The organism is Streptomyces sp. NPDC032940, assembly GCF_040636935.1.
Classification (GTDB): Bacteria; Actinomycetota; Actinomycetes; order Streptomycetales; family Streptomycetaceae; genus Streptomyces.
In genome coordinates this window covers 1-16,688 of the sequence record NZ_JBEZVJ010000050.1, presented here as the reverse complement: position 1 = coordinate 16,688, position 16,688 = coordinate 1, and the positions used below count along the sequence as shown (strand labels likewise).

At 73.0% G+C, this 16,688-nt stretch carries 18 protein-coding genes; 13 read left to right on the top strand and 5 right to left on the bottom strand.

What is annotated here, in order from left to right; genetic code table 11:
* Positions 1 to 34 precede the first annotated feature (34 nt).
* From AB0E77_RS32780 to AB0E77_RS32750, 7 genes are all read left to right on the top strand, one after another.
* Positions 35 to 1,312 carry a helix-turn-helix domain-containing protein gene (locus tag AB0E77_RS32780; protein WP_361578191.1) on the top strand — a complete coding sequence of 426 codons (1,278 nt, stop codon included), beginning with the start codon at positions 35 to 37 and terminating at the stop codon, positions 1,310 to 1,312.
* 483 nt (positions 1,313 to 1,795) lie between these two features.
* Complete coding sequence (locus AB0E77_RS32775) at positions 1,796 to 2,593, top strand: ABC transporter ATP-binding protein (RefSeq protein WP_361578188.1); 798 nt, start codon at positions 1,796 to 1,798, stop codon at positions 2,591 to 2,593.
* Positions 2,590 to 3,390 carry an ABC transporter ATP-binding protein gene (locus AB0E77_RS32770; RefSeq protein WP_361578186.1) on the top strand — a complete coding sequence of 267 codons (801 nt, stop codon included), beginning with the start codon at positions 2,590 to 2,592 and terminating at the stop codon, positions 3,388 to 3,390. The genes AB0E77_RS32775 and AB0E77_RS32770 overlap by 4 nt, the downstream gene beginning before the upstream one ends.
* Positions 3,387 to 4,283, top strand: a complete 897-nt coding sequence (locus AB0E77_RS32765) for a branched-chain amino acid ABC transporter permease (protein WP_361578183.1) — start codon at positions 3,387 to 3,389, stop codon at positions 4,281 to 4,283. Before AB0E77_RS32770 ends, AB0E77_RS32765 begins: the two co-directional genes overlap by 4 nt.
* 73 nt (positions 4,284 to 4,356) lie before the next feature.
* Positions 4,357 to 5,457 (top strand): branched-chain amino acid ABC transporter permease, encoded by a 1,101-nt coding sequence (locus AB0E77_RS32760; RefSeq protein WP_361578224.1) that lies wholly within the window; start codon positions 4,357 to 4,359, stop codon positions 5,455 to 5,457.
* Positions 5,454 to 6,734, top strand: coding sequence for an ABC transporter substrate-binding protein (locus AB0E77_RS32755; RefSeq protein WP_361578180.1), 1,281 nt, complete (start codon positions 5,454 to 5,456; stop codon positions 6,732 to 6,734). The genes AB0E77_RS32760 and AB0E77_RS32755 overlap by 4 nt, the downstream gene beginning before the upstream one ends.
* 149 nt (positions 6,735 to 6,883) lie before the next feature.
* The gene (locus AB0E77_RS32750; RefSeq protein ID WP_361578177.1) at positions 6,884 to 7,702 is read left to right on the top strand and encodes an SAM-dependent methyltransferase; all 819 of its coding nucleotides are present in this window, start codon (positions 6,884 to 6,886) and stop codon (positions 7,700 to 7,702) included.
* A 96-nt stretch (positions 7,703 to 7,798) separates the two neighbouring features.
* On the opposite strand, the gene AB0E77_RS32745 is transcribed toward AB0E77_RS32750, so the two are convergent.
* A complete protein-coding gene (locus AB0E77_RS32745; RefSeq protein WP_361578221.1) occupies positions 7,799 to 8,719 on the bottom strand; it encodes a helix-turn-helix transcriptional regulator in 921 nt (306 codons plus the stop codon).
* A gap of 141 nt (positions 8,720 to 8,860) precedes the next feature.
* A complete protein-coding gene (locus AB0E77_RS32740) occupies positions 8,861 to 9,088 on the bottom strand; it encodes a DUF397 domain-containing protein (RefSeq protein WP_361578174.1) in 228 nt (75 codons plus the stop codon).
* 181 nt (positions 9,089 to 9,269) lie between these two features.
* Between AB0E77_RS32740 and AB0E77_RS32735 the strand changes: the two genes are divergently transcribed.
* The 5 genes from AB0E77_RS32735 to AB0E77_RS32715 all read left to right on the top strand — a co-directional run bounded on the left by AB0E77_RS32735 (position 9,270) and on the right by AB0E77_RS32715 (position 13,258).
* A complete protein-coding gene (locus AB0E77_RS32735; protein WP_361578171.1) occupies positions 9,270 to 9,848 on the top strand; it encodes an ATP-binding protein in 579 nt (192 codons plus the stop codon).
* A 28-nt stretch (positions 9,849 to 9,876) separates the two neighbouring features.
* Positions 9,877 to 10,422, top strand: coding sequence for a hypothetical protein (locus AB0E77_RS32730; RefSeq protein WP_361578168.1), 546 nt, complete (start codon positions 9,877 to 9,879; stop codon positions 10,420 to 10,422).
* A gap of 209 nt (positions 10,423 to 10,631) precedes the next feature.
* Positions 10,632 to 12,401 (top strand): ABC transporter ATP-binding protein, encoded by a 1,770-nt coding sequence (locus AB0E77_RS32725; RefSeq protein WP_361578165.1) that lies wholly within the window; start codon positions 10,632 to 10,634, stop codon positions 12,399 to 12,401.
* A gap of 181 nt (positions 12,402 to 12,582) precedes the next feature.
* Positions 12,583 to 12,846 (top strand): DUF5133 domain-containing protein, encoded by a 264-nt coding sequence (locus tag AB0E77_RS32720; protein WP_361578162.1) that lies wholly within the window; start codon positions 12,583 to 12,585, stop codon positions 12,844 to 12,846.
* A gap of 196 nt (positions 12,847 to 13,042) precedes the next feature.
* The gene (locus AB0E77_RS32715; RefSeq protein WP_361578159.1) at positions 13,043 to 13,258 is read left to right on the top strand and encodes a hypothetical protein; all 216 of its coding nucleotides are present in this window, start codon (positions 13,043 to 13,045) and stop codon (positions 13,256 to 13,258) included.
* 6 nt (positions 13,259 to 13,264) lie between these two features.
* Here the strand turns inward: AB0E77_RS32715 and tgmB are convergent, their stop codons facing one another.
* The 3 genes from tgmB to AB0E77_RS32700 form a co-directional block, all read right to left on the bottom strand.
* Positions 13,265 to 14,251, bottom strand: coding sequence for an ATP-grasp ribosomal peptide maturase (gene tgmB / locus AB0E77_RS32710; RefSeq protein ID WP_361578156.1), 987 nt, complete (start codon positions 14,249 to 14,251; stop codon positions 13,265 to 13,267).
* A gap of 16 nt (positions 14,252 to 14,267) precedes the next feature.
* Positions 14,268 to 14,459, bottom strand: coding sequence for a putative ATP-grasp-modified RiPP (gene tgmA / locus AB0E77_RS32705; protein WP_003978169.1), 192 nt, complete (start codon positions 14,457 to 14,459; stop codon positions 14,268 to 14,270).
* Positions 14,460 to 14,578: 119 nt separating this feature from the next.
* Positions 14,579 to 14,884, bottom strand: a complete 306-nt coding sequence (locus AB0E77_RS32700; protein WP_361578153.1) for a YkvA family protein — start codon at positions 14,882 to 14,884, stop codon at positions 14,579 to 14,581.
* A gap of 205 nt (positions 14,885 to 15,089) precedes the next feature.
* Here AB0E77_RS32700 and AB0E77_RS32695 point away from each other — a divergent pair, with 205 nt between their 5' ends.
* The gene (locus tag AB0E77_RS32695) at positions 15,090 to 16,553 is read left to right on the top strand and encodes a hypothetical protein (protein WP_361578150.1); all 1,464 of its coding nucleotides are present in this window, start codon (positions 15,090 to 15,092) and stop codon (positions 16,551 to 16,553) included.
* Positions 16,554 to 16,688 lie beyond the last annotated feature (135 nt).

Genomic DNA, 16,688 nt, shown 5'->3' with positions numbered 1-16,688 from the left:
TCTCCTCCGTGAGCCCTGCCTGGGGAGGACCGCGATGCACCACGCCGTACGGTCACGAGCAGCGATCCGCACCGCCGGACTGACGCCCGTTCCGCGCCCGCGGACACCGAGCGTCGCCTCGCTCATGGACGCCGACGCCCTGCGGGTCCTGCACCGGGCGGCCCGCGGGCTGCTCGACGACCTGCCCGGGCTGACCGACCGGCTGGTGGCCCTGCTGCGGGAGCAGGAACCGGCGTACCGCACCGCCCTGACCAAGGACCCCGCCGCGACCTGGCAGGAGGCGCACCGCTCGCTGCGGCACAGCGTGACCTCGCTGCTCGACCCCCGGGGCGCCCGGGACGCGGCCCGTCGCTGCTCCTGGCGGATCGGCACCACCCGCGCCGAACAGGGACTGCCGCTGGACGCCCTGCTCCACGCCTTCCGCCTCGGCGGCTCCCTGGTGTGGCAGCGGCTGGTCGAGGAGACCTCCCGCACCGCACCCGAGGACGTACGGCTGCTGGTGCACGTGGCCGCCGACGTGTGGAACTTCGTCGACGAGCACTGCACCCTCGTCGCGGACGCCTACCGGCAGACCGAGTGGCAGCTGAGCCGGCGCCGGGAGAACCGGGCCCGGCTGCTGGCGGCCGGCCTGCTCGACGGCACCAGTCGCATCGCCGACCTGCCGGAGGCCGCGCAGGCCCTGGAGCTGCCGGAGCAGGGCCGCTACGCGGTCGTCGCCGTCGCCGGGACGCACCCCGCCCGCTCCACCGCCGTCCGCGCCGCCGTCGTGCCGGAGGGAACACGCGTGCACTGGCACACCGGGGCGGAGGTGGACTACGGCATCGTGCTGCTGGCCGCCGGCGACGACGAACTCCCGCTGCCGGGCGACGCCCTCCCCGGCGGGCTGCGGGTCGGCATCGGCAGCCCCGTCGAGGGCCTGGCCGCCGTCGGCGACGCACGCGGGCTCGCCGACACCGCGCTCGGCATCTGTCCCGAGCACGGCGGCACCGTCCGGCTGGCCGACCACCTCCCCGCGGCCCTCGTCGTGGCCGCCCCCGAACTGGGCCGGTCCCTCGCCGACAGAGTGCTCGGCCCGCTGCTGCGGCTGGAGCCCGCCGACCGGGACGTTTTGCTGGACACCTTGACGACATGGCTCGACTGCGACGGCTCGGCCCAGCGGGCCGGCGAACGCCTCTACTGCCACCGCAACACGGTCCTCAACCGCCTGCGCCGCTGCGAACAGCTCACCTCCCACTCCCTCTCCCGCCCGGCCGACCTGGTCCAGATCACCCTCGCCCTGACAGCCCACCACCTCCTCACCGCCCAGTCATGACTGCGGCCGCCCGCCCACCCCGCCGTACATGGCTACGGCCGCCCACCCCGCCACAAGTAGCTGTGGCCGCCCGCCCACCCCGCCGTACGTAGCTACGGCCGCCCGCCCACCCCGCCGTACGTAGCTGCGGCCGCCCGCCCACCCCGCCGTACGTAGCTACGGCCCGCCATGCCGCCGTAACGCCGTAGCTGCGGGCAGTCGTGCCGCTGTGGCGGCACGGGTGGGCGCAGCGGCACCCCCGCAGCGCCGGGCCGCGCGGACCCGCCCCCGCCCGGGCCCACCGCGGTCACCCCACCCGCCCCCGGCCGGCGCACCCGCCCATACCCGGCCCGCAGGGCTGGGCATCCGCACAACCTCCCCGTCCCCCGACTGGGACCCCGCAGCGACCCGGCCCCGACCCCCTGTACGCCCCCCGCCCCCCGTGCTGTGGTGAGCGCCCCTTCCCCGTCACCGTGCCACCCCGGCACGGCCTCAGGAGCCGCGATGCCCGCAGCACCACCGGACACCGACGCCGCCGAGCCCGCACTGCACGTCGAGAACCTCGACGTGACATACGGCCGCGCCCTGTCCGCTTCCGCTCTCCGATCCGTGTCCCTGACCGTCCCGCACGCCGGCGTCGTCGCGCTGCTCGGTGCCAACGGCGCCGGCAAGACGACCCTGCTGCGCGCCGTGTCGGGCACCCTGCGCCTGCACCGCGGCGCGATCACGGCCGGCCGGGTCCGCTACGGCGACACCGCCCTCGACGGCCGCGACCCCGTCGCCGCCGTCCGCGCCGGAGTCGTGCAGGTGCCCGAGGGCAGGCGGGTGTTCGCCGGGCTCACCGTCGACGAGAACCTGCGGGCCGGCGGCCTCGGCCTCTCCCGCCGCGCCCCGGCCCAGGTCCGCGCGGCCCGGGACCGCGTCTTCGCCCTCTTCCCCCGGCTCGCCGAACGCACCCGCCAGGCCGCGGGCCTGCTGTCCGGCGGCGAGCAGCAGATGCTGGCCATCGGACGTGCCCTCATGGCGTCGCCACGGCTGCTCCTCCTCGACGAACCCTCCCTCGGGCTCGCCCCGCTCATGGTGGACCGGATCGCCGAGGTGATCCGCGAGATCAACACCCAGGGCACCGCCGTCCTCCTGGTCGAGCAGAACGCCGGCATGGCGCTCTCCCTCGCGAGCCACGCCCACGTCCTGGAGGTCGGCGAGATCCGCCTGTCCGGACCCACCGCCGAACTCGCCCGCACCGACGCCGTACGCCGCCTCTACCTGGGCGAGGCCGCCGACGACCAGGGGGCGGCGTGACCACCCGTACCGCCGCGCCCCCCGCGCTCGAAGTCAGCGGCGTCACCGTCCGCTTCGCCGGCCTCACCGCCCTCGACGGCGTCTCCTTCACCGTCGCCCCCGGCACCGTGCACGCCGTCATCGGACCCAACGGCGCCGGCAAGTCCACCTGCTTCAACGTCCTGTCGGGCCTCTACCGGCCCGCCGCCGGCACCGTACGCCTCGGCGACGCCGACCTGACCCGGCTCGCCCCGCACCGGATCGCCGCGCTCGGCGTGGCCCGCACCTTCCAGAACATCGTCACCACCCAGGGCACCGTCGCCGACAACCTGATGCTCGGCCGCCACGCCCTGTCCCGCGCCGGCTTCGCCGCCAGCGCCCTGCGGCTGCCGCGCGCCGTGCGCGAACAGCGCGACCACCTCGCCAAGGCCCGGGAGATCGCCGCGCTCACCGGACTCGGCGCCCACTTCGACTCACCCGTCGCCCTGCTGTCCTACGGCGACCGCAAGCGGGTCGAACTCGCCCGAGCCCTCTGCCTGGAGCCCCGTGTGCTGCTGCTCGACGAACCCGTGGCCGGCATGAACGCCGCCGAACGCGTCCGCATGACCGAGGTCGTCCGGGAGGTCCGGGCCGAACTGGGCCTGTCCGTCGTCCTGGTGGAGCACGACATGGGCCTGGTCATGCGGCTCGCCGACGACGTCACCGTCCTCGACTTCGGCAGGGCCATCGCCCACGGCACCCCGGACGAGGTCCGCCGCGACCCCGAGGTGCTGCGCGCCTACCTCGGCACCGGAACCACGGGGGAGGACGCGGCATGAGCGACCTCCTCGACAACCTCCTCAACGGTCTCGCGCTCGGCTCGGTCTACGCCCTGATCGCGCTCGGCTTCGTCACCATCTTCAAGGCCTCCGGCGTCCTCAACTTCGCCCACGGCTCCCTGCTCCTTCTCGGCGGCTACCTCGTCGCCGTCCTCCACGACGACCTCGGCTTCGCCGGGGCGCTGGCCCTCGCCGTCGTCGCCACGGCCGCCGTGGCCGGTGCGCTGGACCGCCTGCTCCTCCAGCGCGGGGAGCAGGACGCGCACGGCGCCCATGTGCAGACCATCGTGACCATCGGCATCGACATCGTCCTGGTCACCGACCTGGCCCGGCGCATCGGCGGCGACCTGCTGCCCCTCGGCGACCCCTGGGGCGACGCGGTGACCGACCTGGGGCCGGTGACCGTCGCCGACAGCCGCGTCGCCGCGATCCTGGTGTCCGCCGTGGCCATCGGCGGCGCCTTCGCCCTGTTCCGGTTCACCCCGTGGGGCCTGTCCCTGCGCGCGGCGGCCGAGGACGCCGAGGCCGCCGCCCTCATGGGCGTACGGCTGACCCGGATCCGCACCGTCGCCTGGTGCCTGGCCGGCGGTCTCGCCGCGCTCGCCGCGGTCTTCCTCGTCGCCTTCCCGGCGCCGGGCCTGGAGCGCACCACCGGGCAGATCGCCCTGAAGGCCTTCCCGGCCGCCATCCTCGGCGGCATGGCCTCCCCGGTCGGCGCCCTGGTCGGCAGCATGCTGATCGGCCTCACCGAGGCGTTCGTCGCCGGCTACCAGTCCGATCTGCACGTCCTCGGCGAGGGCTTCGGCGACGTCGCGCCGTACGCCGTGATGGTGCTGGTCCTGCTGATCCGTCCCACCGGACTCTTCGCGGCGAAGGGAGCGGCCCGTGTCTGACCTCCGTGAGACGAAGGGCATCCGTGAGACGAAGGGCCTCCGCAAGGCGAACGGTCTCCTCGGACGAGGACCGCTGCTCCTGGCCGCCCTCCTCCTGTGCGCCCTGCCCTTCTACCTGGACGCCTTCTGGCTGCGCATCGGCCTGTTCTCGATGGCCGCGGCGATCGGCGCCGTCGGGCTCGGCCTGCTCAGCGGCACCGCGGGACAGCTCTCCCTCGGCCACGCCTTCTTCCTCGCCGTCGGCGCCTACGGCTACGTCTGGCTGGCGGGCGAGCCCGGACCGGGGCTGCCGCCGGCACTCGCCGCGGTCCTCGCGGTCCTCCTGGCCGGCGCCGCGGGCGGCCTGTTCAGCCCCGTCGCCGCCCGGGTGAAGGGCATCTACCTGGGCGTGGCCACCCTCGCACTCGTCTTCCTCGGCCACCACGTCCTGCTCACCGCCGACTCCGTCACCGGCGGTTTCAACGGCCGCTCGGTGCCGCCCCTGGAGCTCGCCGGGTTCACCTTCGCCGCCTCCGACCCGGAACTGACGGTCCTGGGCGTGCCGTTCGGCGCCGAGGAACGGCTCTGGTACCTGGGCCTCGCCCTGTTCGCCGTCACCTGGTTCACCGCGCGCGGGCTGCTGCGCGGACGCCCCGGCCGCGCCCTGGTGGCGCTGCGCGACAGCGAGACGGCGGCGTCCGTGATGGGCGTGAACGTGGCGAAGTACCGCTCGGCGGCGTTCGTCGTCTCCTCGATGTACGCGGGCCTCGCCGGCGTCCTGCTCGCGCTCGCCTTCCGCCGCGTCGTGCCCGACTACTTCTCCCTCGCCCTGTCCGTCGACTATCTCGCCATGATCGTCATCGGCGGCCTGGGCTCCGTCGCCGGGGCCACCGCCGGGGCCGTGTTCGTCACCGCGCTGCCCCTGCTGATGACGCGCTACGCCGACCAGCTGCCCCTCGTCGCGACGCCCGGCTCCGGCGAGGGCTCGATCGGCCCGACCGAGGCCGCCCGCTACCTCTACGGTGCGGCGATCGTCGTGATCCTCCTCTTCGCCCCCGACGGCCTCCACGGCCTGGCCCGCCGCGCCCGCGCCCGGCTGCGCCGCCGGCCCCGGGTCACCGGCCCGCCCGGCACCGGGCCCACGCCCCCGACCACCCCTGCCACCACCGCACGAGCCAAGGAGCACACCCCGTGAACGTCACGCACCCCAGGCCCCGCACCACCCGGACCGCCGCCCTGGCCGCGGCCCTGGCCGCCGTGCTGCTCGCGGGCACCGCCTGCAGCTCCAAGGCGGACGGCACAAGCACCGACGACGGCGCCGACGGCGTCAAGGCCGGCCCCGGAGTCAGCGACACGGCCATCAGGCTCGGCGCCCTGACCGACCTCACCGGGCCCTACGCCACCCTCGGCAAGAGCATCGTGCAGGCGCAGCAGATGTGGGCCGACGAGACCAACGCCGCGGGCGGCATCTGCGGACGCAAGGTGGAGATCGTCGTCAAGGACCACGGCTACGACGTGCAGAAGGCGGTCACCGCCTACGCCGACATCTCCCCGGACGTCGTCGCCCTGCCCCAGGTCATCGGCTCGCCGGTGGTCGCCGCCCTGCTCGACGACATCGAACGCGACCACATGCTGACCTTCCCGCAGGCCTGGGCGGCCTCCCTGCTCGGCAAGGACTCCGTCCAGGTCCTCGGCACCACATACGACCTCGACATGATCGCCGCCGTAGACTTCCTGACCCGCACCAAGAAGGTCGCCGAGGGCGACAGCATCGGCCACGTCTACTTCGAGGGCGACTACGGCGCCAACGCCCTGGAGGGCTCGACCTGGGCTGCCGAGAAGGCCGGGATGAAGGTGGTCGGACAGAAGATCAAGGCCACCGACACCGACCTGTCCGCGCAGGTCTCGGCACTGAGCAAGGCCGGGGTCAAGGCCGTCCTGATCAGCGCAGGACCCGCCCAGACCGCGTCCCTCGCGGGGGTGGCCGCGTCCAAGGGCCTCACGGTGCCGATCGTCAGCAGCGCGCCCGGCTACGCTCCGCAGCTGATGAAGACGCCCGCGGCGAAGGCGCTGGAGGCCATGGTCCACGTGGTCAGCGCGGCCCCGGCCCCCAGCTCCGACCTCCCTGGCGTGCAGAAGATGGTCGCCTCCTACGGGAAGAAGTACCCCGGCTCACCCGTCGACTCCGGCGCGCTCTCCGGGTACAACGCGGCCCTGCTCATCGGCGCGGACCTGAAGAAGGCCTGCGAGGCCGGCAGCCTGACCCGCGAGGACGTGGTCAAGGCGCACCGTTCGCAGCACGACGTGGACACCGGCCTGGGCACGCCGCAGGACTTCACCGACGTCTCGGCGCCCGCGAGCCGCTCCACCTATGTGCTGAAGCCCGACGCCGGGGCGGCCGGCGGACTGGTCGGCGTCGAGGAGGCCCACCAGGCACCGGGGATCGACGCGTACCTGGCCGCACGCGGCTGAGAACCACAACTGAGGGGTCGTCAAGTATGCCAGTCGGCAATCGACTTGACGGCCCCGCCGTCCGACCCCTGGTTCGCCTGACCGCCGGGTCTCTAGGATGTACTCTCTGTCATGCCAGTGCAGTTGGCGCGGTACGAGCTGGGGGAAAGATGCAAGCCGACAAGCAGCTGTCCACGGAGATCGACGCCAACGTGCCAACGGCCGCACGTATGTACGACTACTACCTGGGCGGCAAGGACAACTACGCGGCCGACCGTGCGGCGGTCGAGCAGCTGGACAAGGTCGTGCCGAGCACCCGCCGGCTGGCGCTGAACAACCGGCGTTTCCTGCAGCGCGTCGTCCGGACCCTCGCCGAGGACTACGGCATCCGCCAGTTCCTCGACCACGGATCCGGTCTGCCCACGCAGGACAACGTGCACACCGTCGCCCAGCGCGTCGACCCCGCCTCCCGCGTCGTCTACGTCGACAACGACCCGATGGTGCTGGTCCACGGCCGGGCCCTGCTCGACCAGAACGACCAGACCGCCGTCATACACGCCGACATGCGTTCGACCGAGGAGATCTTCTCCCATCCGGACACGCAGCGTCTGATCGACTTCTCGCAGCCGGTGGCGGTGCTGTTCAACTCGGTCTTCCACTGCATCCCGGACAGCGAGACCGACGGGCCGCAGGCCGTGGTCCGGCGCGTCACCGAGCGGCTCGCGCCCGGCAGTTACGCCGTGATGTGCCAGCTGGTCAGCGAGGACGCCGAGGTGCGGAAGTTCGTCACGGACTTCATGGACCAGGCGACGCAGGGACACTGGGGCCGCGTCCGCGAGCCCAAGGACGTCGAGGCGCTGTTCGAGGGCATGGACATCATGGAGCCGGGCCTGGTGGAGGTCTCCACCTGGCGGCCGGACACCGAGGTGGCGCCCCGTCAGCTCACCGATGAGTGGATCGAGTTCGGAGGGCTCGGCCGTATCCGCTAGCCCCACGGCACGGAACGGGCAGAGCGCAGAAGAGCAGGCAGGACACAGGCAACGGGCCGTGCGTGACGCCGGGAAGGCCGCGCACGGCCCGCCCGCTCAGCTCGCGCCGTAACGACCCGAGACCTTCTCGCGCAGCATCTCCAGCGACTCGCGCGGAGTCAGCGCCTCGTCGGCCAGCCGGTCGAGCGCGACCCGGTACTCCTCGGTCTCGTCCCGGTCCTCGAGGAAGTTGGCGCTCCTGATGTGCTCCAGGTAGACCACGTCGGGCAGGTCACTGCCGCCGAAGCGCAGATAGGTCACCGGGATCGCGGGCGCCGACGCGTTGGTCACGTCCAGCGGCACGATCTGCAGGGTCACATGGGGCCGCTCGGCCATCGTGACGAGGTGCTCGAGCTGTTCCCGCATGACCTCGCGGCTCCCCAGCACGCGGAGCAGCACCGACTCGTCGATGACGGCCCACAGCTGCGGCGCGTCCACACGGTGCAGCAGATCGGCCCGGCGCATACGCAGCTCGACCCGGCGTTCGACCTCCGAGGCCGGCGCGTTCGGCAGACCGCGCTCGACCACGGCACGGGTGTAGGCCGCGGTCTGGAGCAGTCCGGGAACGTACTGGATCTCGAAGGTGCGGATGGTCGACGCGGCCTCCTGGAGACCGACCAGCCGGTCGAACCACTCGGGCATCAGGCGCTTGTCGTACCGCTGCCACCAGCCGGGCTCGCCGGCACGCTGCAACAGCTTGAGCAGCACCGAGCCCTCATAGGTGTCGGTGCCGTAGAGCTCCAGCAGCGCGCGGACGTCGCCCTCCGCCGGGGGTTTGCGCCCCTTGCCCGACTCGATGCGGGACAGCTTCGCCGGACTGAACCCCAGCTCCCGCGCCGCCTGGTCCTGGGAGAGGCCGGCATCCTCCCGGAAACCCGCCAGCTGTACGCCGACGAGCATCTTCAGCAGGGTGGGAGCCGGCTCGGTCCGATCCAGATAGGGTTCGAGGCGGGAAGTGCGAGGCGACGCGGCGGACATCCTGACTCCCAGCAGACCGGCAGACTTGATGAACACACTATCGCACCCCGCTGCCGATTCCCGTATGGGCCTGTAGAAATCGGGTAGTTGACCTCCGCTTCGCCGTCGGCGTGCGCTGCGGCGGCCATCGCCCCGTTCCCGTCACAGCAGGTGGTCGAACTCGCCGTCCTTCGCGCCGGCCAGGAAGGCGGCGATCTCCGCGGAGGTGTAGACGAGCGCGGGGCCGTCCGGATCACGGGAGTTGCGCATCGCTATGCCCCCGTCCACGAGGGCGACCTCGACGCAGTTGCCCTCGGCGTTGCTGTGCCGGCTCTTCTTCCAGCGGGCGTCCAGCGAACTGGCCCGCACTCCGTTCCGCACTGGTGGCACCGCAGTCTCCTTGCCGTCCGGGGGAGCGGGCCGCGTCACATCGGCCCTCACGCGCTCCCACCCGATTTTTTTCTGCGCAATTTCTCGTGCAATTGCACGCGAGCGCTGTCTGCGTGGATAATAGCCGTGGCGTCAACCCCGCTGTTGCCGCCCCGTCCTGACGTCGCATCAGGGAGATGTCGTGCCGTCACCTGCGCATCCAACGCTCCGCTCGCCCGGCGAGCCCGTGCCGGAGACGGACGCGGCGAGCCGGTTCGGAGGACTGCCGCGCACGGCACGAGCGGCCGGTCTCCCCGCCGAGTGGCCGTTCCCCGACTCTCCGGCGACACCGTGCGCACCATCCGCCCCGCCCGCACCCGCGGTGCTGCGCATCGCGTGCAGCGGGGAGGGGTTCGCCCACGCCCGGGCGTTCACACGGGACACGCTGCGCCGGTGGTCCCTCGACCGGCACGGCGACGACGCGGCCCTCGTGATCACCGAACTCGCCGCCAACGCCGTGGCGCACGCACTGCCGTCGGCCACGACGGACCGTCCGGAGATCCGGCTGGCACTCAGCCTGCACCCCGGCCGTCTGATGCTGAGCGTCTCCGACCCCGGTCGCGACGCGCCCGTACCCACCTCCTCCGACGACTGCGGCCTGCGCGAGCACGGACGCGGTCTGTCCATCGTCGACGCCCTGGCGGAGGAGTGGGGCTGGACCCCGAGACCTCCGGCGGGCAAGACCGTCTGGGCCACGCTGTCGACCCGCCCCCTGACCTGACCCGACTGCCGCGGAAGGGCCCCACACCATGCGCAGCGCTCCGACACCCCAGCCGAGCACCCGGCGCACCGACCGTCACCCGTCACCGGCCGGTCCGCTCCGCCCCGCGCCCCTCGCCGGTCTGGACCGGGTGCCCTGGGACGAGATCCAGGACTCCAGCGGCTCCGCCGCCGCAATCCCGCGCCTGCTCGACAAGGTCGCCCGGGGTGACGCCGAGACCGCCCGGGCGGCCCTCGGTGATCTGCGGAAACGGATCTGCCAGTTCGGCTTCGTCGTCGAACAGGCCACCGCCGCGACCGTGCCCTTCCTCTGGGAGCTGGCCCAGCGGCCCCAGGTGAACTGCCGGGCGCAGATCATCCAGTTGCTCAAGAACATCGCCGACGCCCGGCAGTGGGAGACCACCGCCTCCGCCTATCCCAAGCTCCTCAACCACCGGGAGAACCCGGTGGTGTGGGAGCGCGCCGCCCGCCAGGCCGTCCGCGCCCGGCGGGGCGAGCTGAAACGGCTGCTGGCCGAGGGCGACAGCGAGATCACGCGGGCCACCACCGAACTGGCCCGCACGCTCGGAGACTGAGGCCCGCGCCCTCCACGGGGGTGAAGGCGCGGGTCTCCACCCGGCGCCCGCCGCACCGGTCACCCGCCGCACCCCACCCGGCATCCCCCTCCCGGCGTTCGTGTTCCCGGACTGCGGGACGGTGTGGCGCGAGTCCTGGACCAGGAGGTAGGAAAGCGCGAGGCGAGAAAGCGCTTGCCCTGCCCCTCGGTCACAGGAGGACCACGCCGATGGCGTCGTCGTTGGAAAAGCCGCTCGACCACCGCTACCGCGGAGAGCACCCGATACGCACGCTCGTCTACCTGCTCCGCGCCGACCGTCGCCGACTGGCCGGGGCGGTCGTGGTGTTCACCGTCAAACACAGCCCGGTCTGGCTCCTGCCCCTCATCACCGCCTCCATCATCGACACCGTCGTCCAGCACCGGCCGATCGGTACGCTGTGGACCAGCACCGGGGTCATCATGTTCATCCTGGTGGTCAACTACCCCCTGCACCTGCTCTACGTCCGCCTCCTGTACGGCAGCGTCCGCCGCATGGGCACCGCCCTGCGGTCCGCCCTGTGCACGCGCATGCAGCAGCTCTCCATCGGCTACCACTCGCGCGTCAGCGCCGGTGTCCTGCAGGCCAAGGTCGTGCGGGACGTGGAGACCGTGGAACAGATGGTGCAGCAGACCGCCGAGACCGGCCTCGGCGCGCTCACCGTCCTCACCGGCGGCCTCGTCATCATCGCCGTCCGCACACCGGAGTTCCTCCCCGTCTTCCTCGTCGTCGTCCCCGCCGCGTCCCTCCTCGTCGCCCGGCTGCGCGCCCGGCTGCGGGCCCACAACGAGCACTTCCGGCACGAGGTGGAGACTCTCTCCTCCCGCGTCACGGAGATGACGCGGCTCATCCCGGTCACCCGCGCCCACGGACTCGAGGGCAAGGCGCTGCGCCGCATGGACGGCACCCTGGACCGGCTGCTCACCTCAGGGATGCGCCTGGACCTGGTCAACGGCCGCTTCGGCTCCCTGTCCTGGGTCGTGCTCAACGTCATCGGCGTCCTGGTCCTCGCGGGCGCGGCGCTGATCTCGTACTACGACGTGTGGGGCGTCACCGCCGGCGACGTCGTGATGCTCAGCGCCTTCCTGACCACGCTGACCGGCTCCACGACGACCCTGGCGGGACTGGCCCCCGTCATCACCAAGGGCCTGGAGTCCGTCCGTTCGGTCGGGGAGGTGCTCCAGGCGCCCGAACTCGAGGACAACGAGGGCAAGACCGAGCTGACCTCGCTGCGCGGGGCCGTCGTCTTCGAGAACGTCGGCCACGTCTACGAGAGCGACGGCCGGCCCGCCGTACGCGACTTCACCCTCGCCGTCGAGCCCGGTGAGACCGTCGCGCTGGTCGGCGCGTCCGGCGCCGGCAAGTCCACCGTGCTCAACCTGGTGATCGGCTTCCTGCGTCCCAGTACCGGCCGGATCCTGCTGGACGGCACCGACATGAGCACCCTCGACCTGCGCACCTACCGGCGGTTCGTCTCGGTGGTGCCGCAGGAGTCGGTCCTCTTCGACGGCACGATCCGGGAGAACGTCGCCTACGGCATGGACGACGCCGACGAGGAGACGGTACGGGCAGCGCTGCGCGACGCCAACGCGCTGGAGTTCGTGGAGCGGCTGCCGCAGGGCCTGGACACGCTGGTCGGGGAGCACGGGGCCCGGCTTTCCGGCGGTCAGCGCCAGCGCCTGGCCATCGCACGCGCCCTGATCCGCGATCCCAGGGTGCTGATCCTGGACGAGGCCACCTCCGCCCTGGACACCCGCTCGGAGGCGCTCGTCCAGCAGGCCCTCGCCCGGCTGCTGACCGGCCGCACCACCTTCGTCGTGGCGCACCGGCTGTCCACCGTGCGCGGCGCGGACCGCATCGTGGTGATGGGGGAGGGGCGCATCCTGGAGGCCGGCACGCACGAGGAACTCCTGCGCGGACAAGGGGCGTACACGGCCCTGCACAGCGGCCAGGTCGCCTGACCGCCACCCGGGTTCCGACGCCTCGGTGTTCTGTTCCCTTTTCCCCTTGTTGTCGCCTTATGGGGGCGCCGTCCGGACACGGAACAATGGAATTCCGTCAAAGGCGAGCGAGGGCGCTCAGGGGGTGAATGTTCCGTCAAGGTTCGGGCATACGCAGCGAAAATCGAGAGAGGGGCGCTACGTGCTCGAACCGGACCCGAAGGTCGTCAGGGAGTTGCTGACGCGGTACGCGTCACTGCGGATCGCTCAGGCGGAGAGGGAGCGGCCGGCGACGGCGCGCGAACTGGCGGACGTCAGCTACACGCTGTGCGTGATGATGGCGACGACCGGCATCCACGACGCGGTGGCCAAGGCGGACGCCCTGCTGCTGGCCAAGGGGCGGACCCCGGACGCCGTCAGGACGGCGGACCCGGACGAGGAGAGCGGCCTGTCGCTGGCCGTGTGACATCGCGCACCCGGGCCCGTCCCGCGGATCCGGCCGGCACCGTCCGGCCCGGCCCGGGGGACGGGCCCCACGCCTGTCCACGGCTTGAGACCCTGTCACCTCATAGGGGGAAAGCGCGCCCTCGGACGGCCGGACGCCTAGACTGCTCAGTCGTGCCCCCGTGCGGGGGCGGACGACACGAAAGGCACGTTGACGGGTGTTCCAGGATTCCCCCATCTACGACCGACTCGTCGCCGAATGCGGTGACGTCCCCACGCAGGTGCGCCGGGAGGCCGAGCGAGTGAGCAGGGAACTGGAGGTCGTCATGCGCCCCCTGCACTCACCCGGCCACCTGCCCGGCGCCGAGCGCACACCGTCCCCCGGCGCCGGCTGGCAGCGCACCGCGCTGCTGCCCGGACCCCGCCAGCACTGACGTGGCTCACCCGGCGAACGCCGGGTCCGCGCCGTCCGCCTCCGGCTCCGCGCCCTCGGGGCGGGTCAGCCACTCGGCGATGGTGCGGGCGATCGGCTGACCCGTGTCCACCTCGACGAAGCCGAACTGCCCCGACTGGTTGCACTCCAGGAACCACCAGGTGCCGTCCCCGTCCTCAGCGAAGTCGAAGGCCCCGTACGCCAGGTGCGCCCCGCGCATGTACGCGAGAACGGCCTCGGCCACCCTCTGCGGCACCTCGGCGGGCCGCCACGGCTCGCCGGACGAGGAGAAGCGGACGTCCACCTCCACCTCCGGGTCCCGGCCGGCGAGGGCCGACCGGCGGGCGGCGAGCAGCTGGTCGCCGACGACGGTCAGCCGGACGTCGGCCCGCTTGGCGACCCGGCGTTGCAGCAGTGTCGGGCCGTGGGCGACGGCGGAGAAGTCCGCATCGGGCGGCACCCGGCTGGTCGGCACCGCCAGCGGCGGATCCTGCGGGTGCGCGCCGGACACTGGCTTGACCACGAGATCCGGGTAACGCTCGGCGAACTCGCGTGCCGCCCGCGGGAACGTGGTGATCAGCGTGGCCGGCACCGGCAGCCCGCACGTCTGGGCCAGACGCAGCTGCCAGGGCTTGTACCGGGCCCGATGGGCCGCGTCGGGCTGGTTCATCCACCGCGCCCCGCAGCCGCGGAGCATCCCGTAGAGCGCCTGCGCGGACTCCTCGGTCAGCCACGGCGAGGGCTCGGCGGCCCGCGCGGCCGCACCCCCCGGCCGGCGCACCCAGACGGACCGCAGGCCCCCGATGCTCACCAGACGGCCCCCCGACGACAGATGACCGCGGAAGGAGCCGTGCACGAACTCGCCGGAGAGCGCGACGGAATGGGTCAGATCGGCTGGGTCCAGACGGACCACCGGTACCCCCGACGCGTTCAGATGGACGATCACCATGTCGGCGGTGACGTCCTCTTCACAGGTCAGGATCAGCACGGTCATTCTCGGCGGCCCGTGTTCAGTCGTCGAAGTGAGTCTTCGACCCCGCCGTGGAGGTCGTGGTCCCCAGTTCTCTCAGCAGCGCGTGGTCGCAGGCGGCCACACGCCCGTCGAGGAGCACGTTCAACTGCAGCCCGGAGTCGTAGACGTACGGGGTCGTCGCTTCCAACTCCACTGCGGGCCGTGCGTAGTTGAGCGCGAACGGTTGCATCGTCTCTCCCTAGTCGGTGCTGCGCCGATCAAGCGAAGGTCCCTGTGCGCCGTCGCCTGGTCCGCCGACTTCCTTCGGCTTCCAGAGACTTATACGAATCGAACGGGTGAATGGTTTCCTTACGCAGCGTAATCACGGGGCGGGCGTGGGCCCCGTTCCCGCCCGCCGAGGGAGCCGCGCACGGAGCGCAGGGCGAGGAGCAGAACGCCGATGTCGTCCAGGTACACCGGGTCGGGCACGAGGTCCGCGGGCAGCACGAAGTAGAGGACGGCGCCCCAGAAGACCCACCGGGGCCCGCTCGGCAGCCCGGCCCTTCTGAGATCCCGTCGGGTACGGACCAGCCGCACCAGCACGCCGACGGCCACGCAGAGGACGACCGCCGCGAGCGACACCGCCGCGACGATCACCACTGTGGTCGTGTCCACCCCGCCCCTCCTCCTGGTGCGCGGCACATGCCCTGCCTGACGGATTCCCCCTCGCCGCGCCGATAAGGCCCCGCGCCGGGTCTCTCATCCCCGTGGCCCGCCCGAGTGGCACCGCGCGGTGGACGCGCCTAGTAATGGGCACCACACCGCGTGTCGCATGTCGGGGACGCAGGGCGGCCGCACCCCCCATTCCCACGGAGAGACCATGACCACCGGCTCCTCATCATCCCGAACGACCGAATACGCCATATCCGCCGTGGACCTGCCGGCCGCGGAGACCACCACGGGCACCGGCACGCACACGGTACGGCCCGGAATCGCCCAGTCCGCGGCCCGCTCGCCCGTCCCGAGGGAACCCACCCTGCGGGAGCGGACGTTCCGGACGGCCGACGCCCACCGGCCGTCCCCGCACGAACCGGCTCACGAACCGGACGGCGAACCGGACCACGAGGGCTACTTCACCGACGAGGACCTCTTCACGGACGAGGAGCTCTTCGCCGACGAGCCCGCCGACCGGGAACCCCCCGGCCGGGAACCCCCCGGCCGGGACCCCGCCGGCCGGGACCCCTTCGCACCCGCCCCCGAAGCCCCCGCACCCGGGGACCCCGGCGACGCGTCCCGGTCGTACGGCGACCCCGTCGGCGACCTGGTGCGCGCCGCCGTGGCCGACCGGCCCCTGGAAGAGGTCGTCGACCTCATCGCGATGCTGGAACAGTCCCCCCAGTACGCGCAGGCCACGGGCGAGGCGCTCCGCGCCGTCGGCGTCACCCGGTCCGTGGAGGACGTCACCCGGCTCGCGGGCCTGCTGACCCGGCCGCCCCGCCGCCCGGACAGCGCGGACGAGGCGATCCGGGCCGCCGCGGCGCACCGCTCGGTCGACGAGGTGACCCGGCTGATGGCCCTGCTGCACCGCACCCCCCTGGAACCGCACTGCGGTCGGGAGGCCGTACGGGCCGCCGCCACCGGCCGGCCCGTCGAGGACCTGGTCGAACTGATCGGCCGGCTCGCCGAGGAACAGCGGGTGCACGCCGACCGGCCGGACCCCCGGCTCGCACAGCAGGCGGCCGTGGAGGACCCGTACGCGCTCGAGGAGTCGGCACCCGCCGAGGAACCGGCGCCCGCCGCGCCCGGCCCCCGTGGCCGCGAACGACGCCGCGGCCTGCGGCCCGCCCGCAGGGACCGTACCCGTGACCGCGCGCCGCGGGACCGTGCCGACGACCGCGGCCCCGCGGCACGGCGGGCCGCCCGGCGGGCGCTGTGGCCGACGTGGCTCACCGTCGCCGCACTCGCCGGCTGCGGCGTGGCCTACTTCCCGCTGCACCAGAACGACGCGTCCGTCCGCGGCTACGCCTTCGCGCTCGGCTTCTCGGCGCTCTGCCTGGTCGTGGCCCTGGTCCTGACCGTGCGCGCCGCCGTGCCGGTGCTCGCCGTGGCGGTCGTGCTGCCCGCGGCGCTGGCCGCGGCCAAGCTGTACGGCACCACCGCCCCCTCGGTGGAGATGTCACGCACCGTCGACCTCACCCTCGCGCCCGTCTGGGTCGCCGTCGGGGTCGCCGTACTGGCGTCCCTGGTCGCCCTGACGGCCCTGTGCGCGCGGGTCGCCTCGCAGGCACCCGCCGGGGCCCGGCCCGCCCGCCGGGTCACCCGGGTACGCCGCGTCACGGACTGACCGGACGCCCCTCGGTCCACCGCGGCCCCGCGCCGTCCGGTCGCCGACACCGCCGGTGTCGTCGAGCAGGGCGGGCGGCTCGGCCAGGAGTCCGGCTACTGCGACGTGCAGCCCAGAGGCGCCGTCACCGTCGGC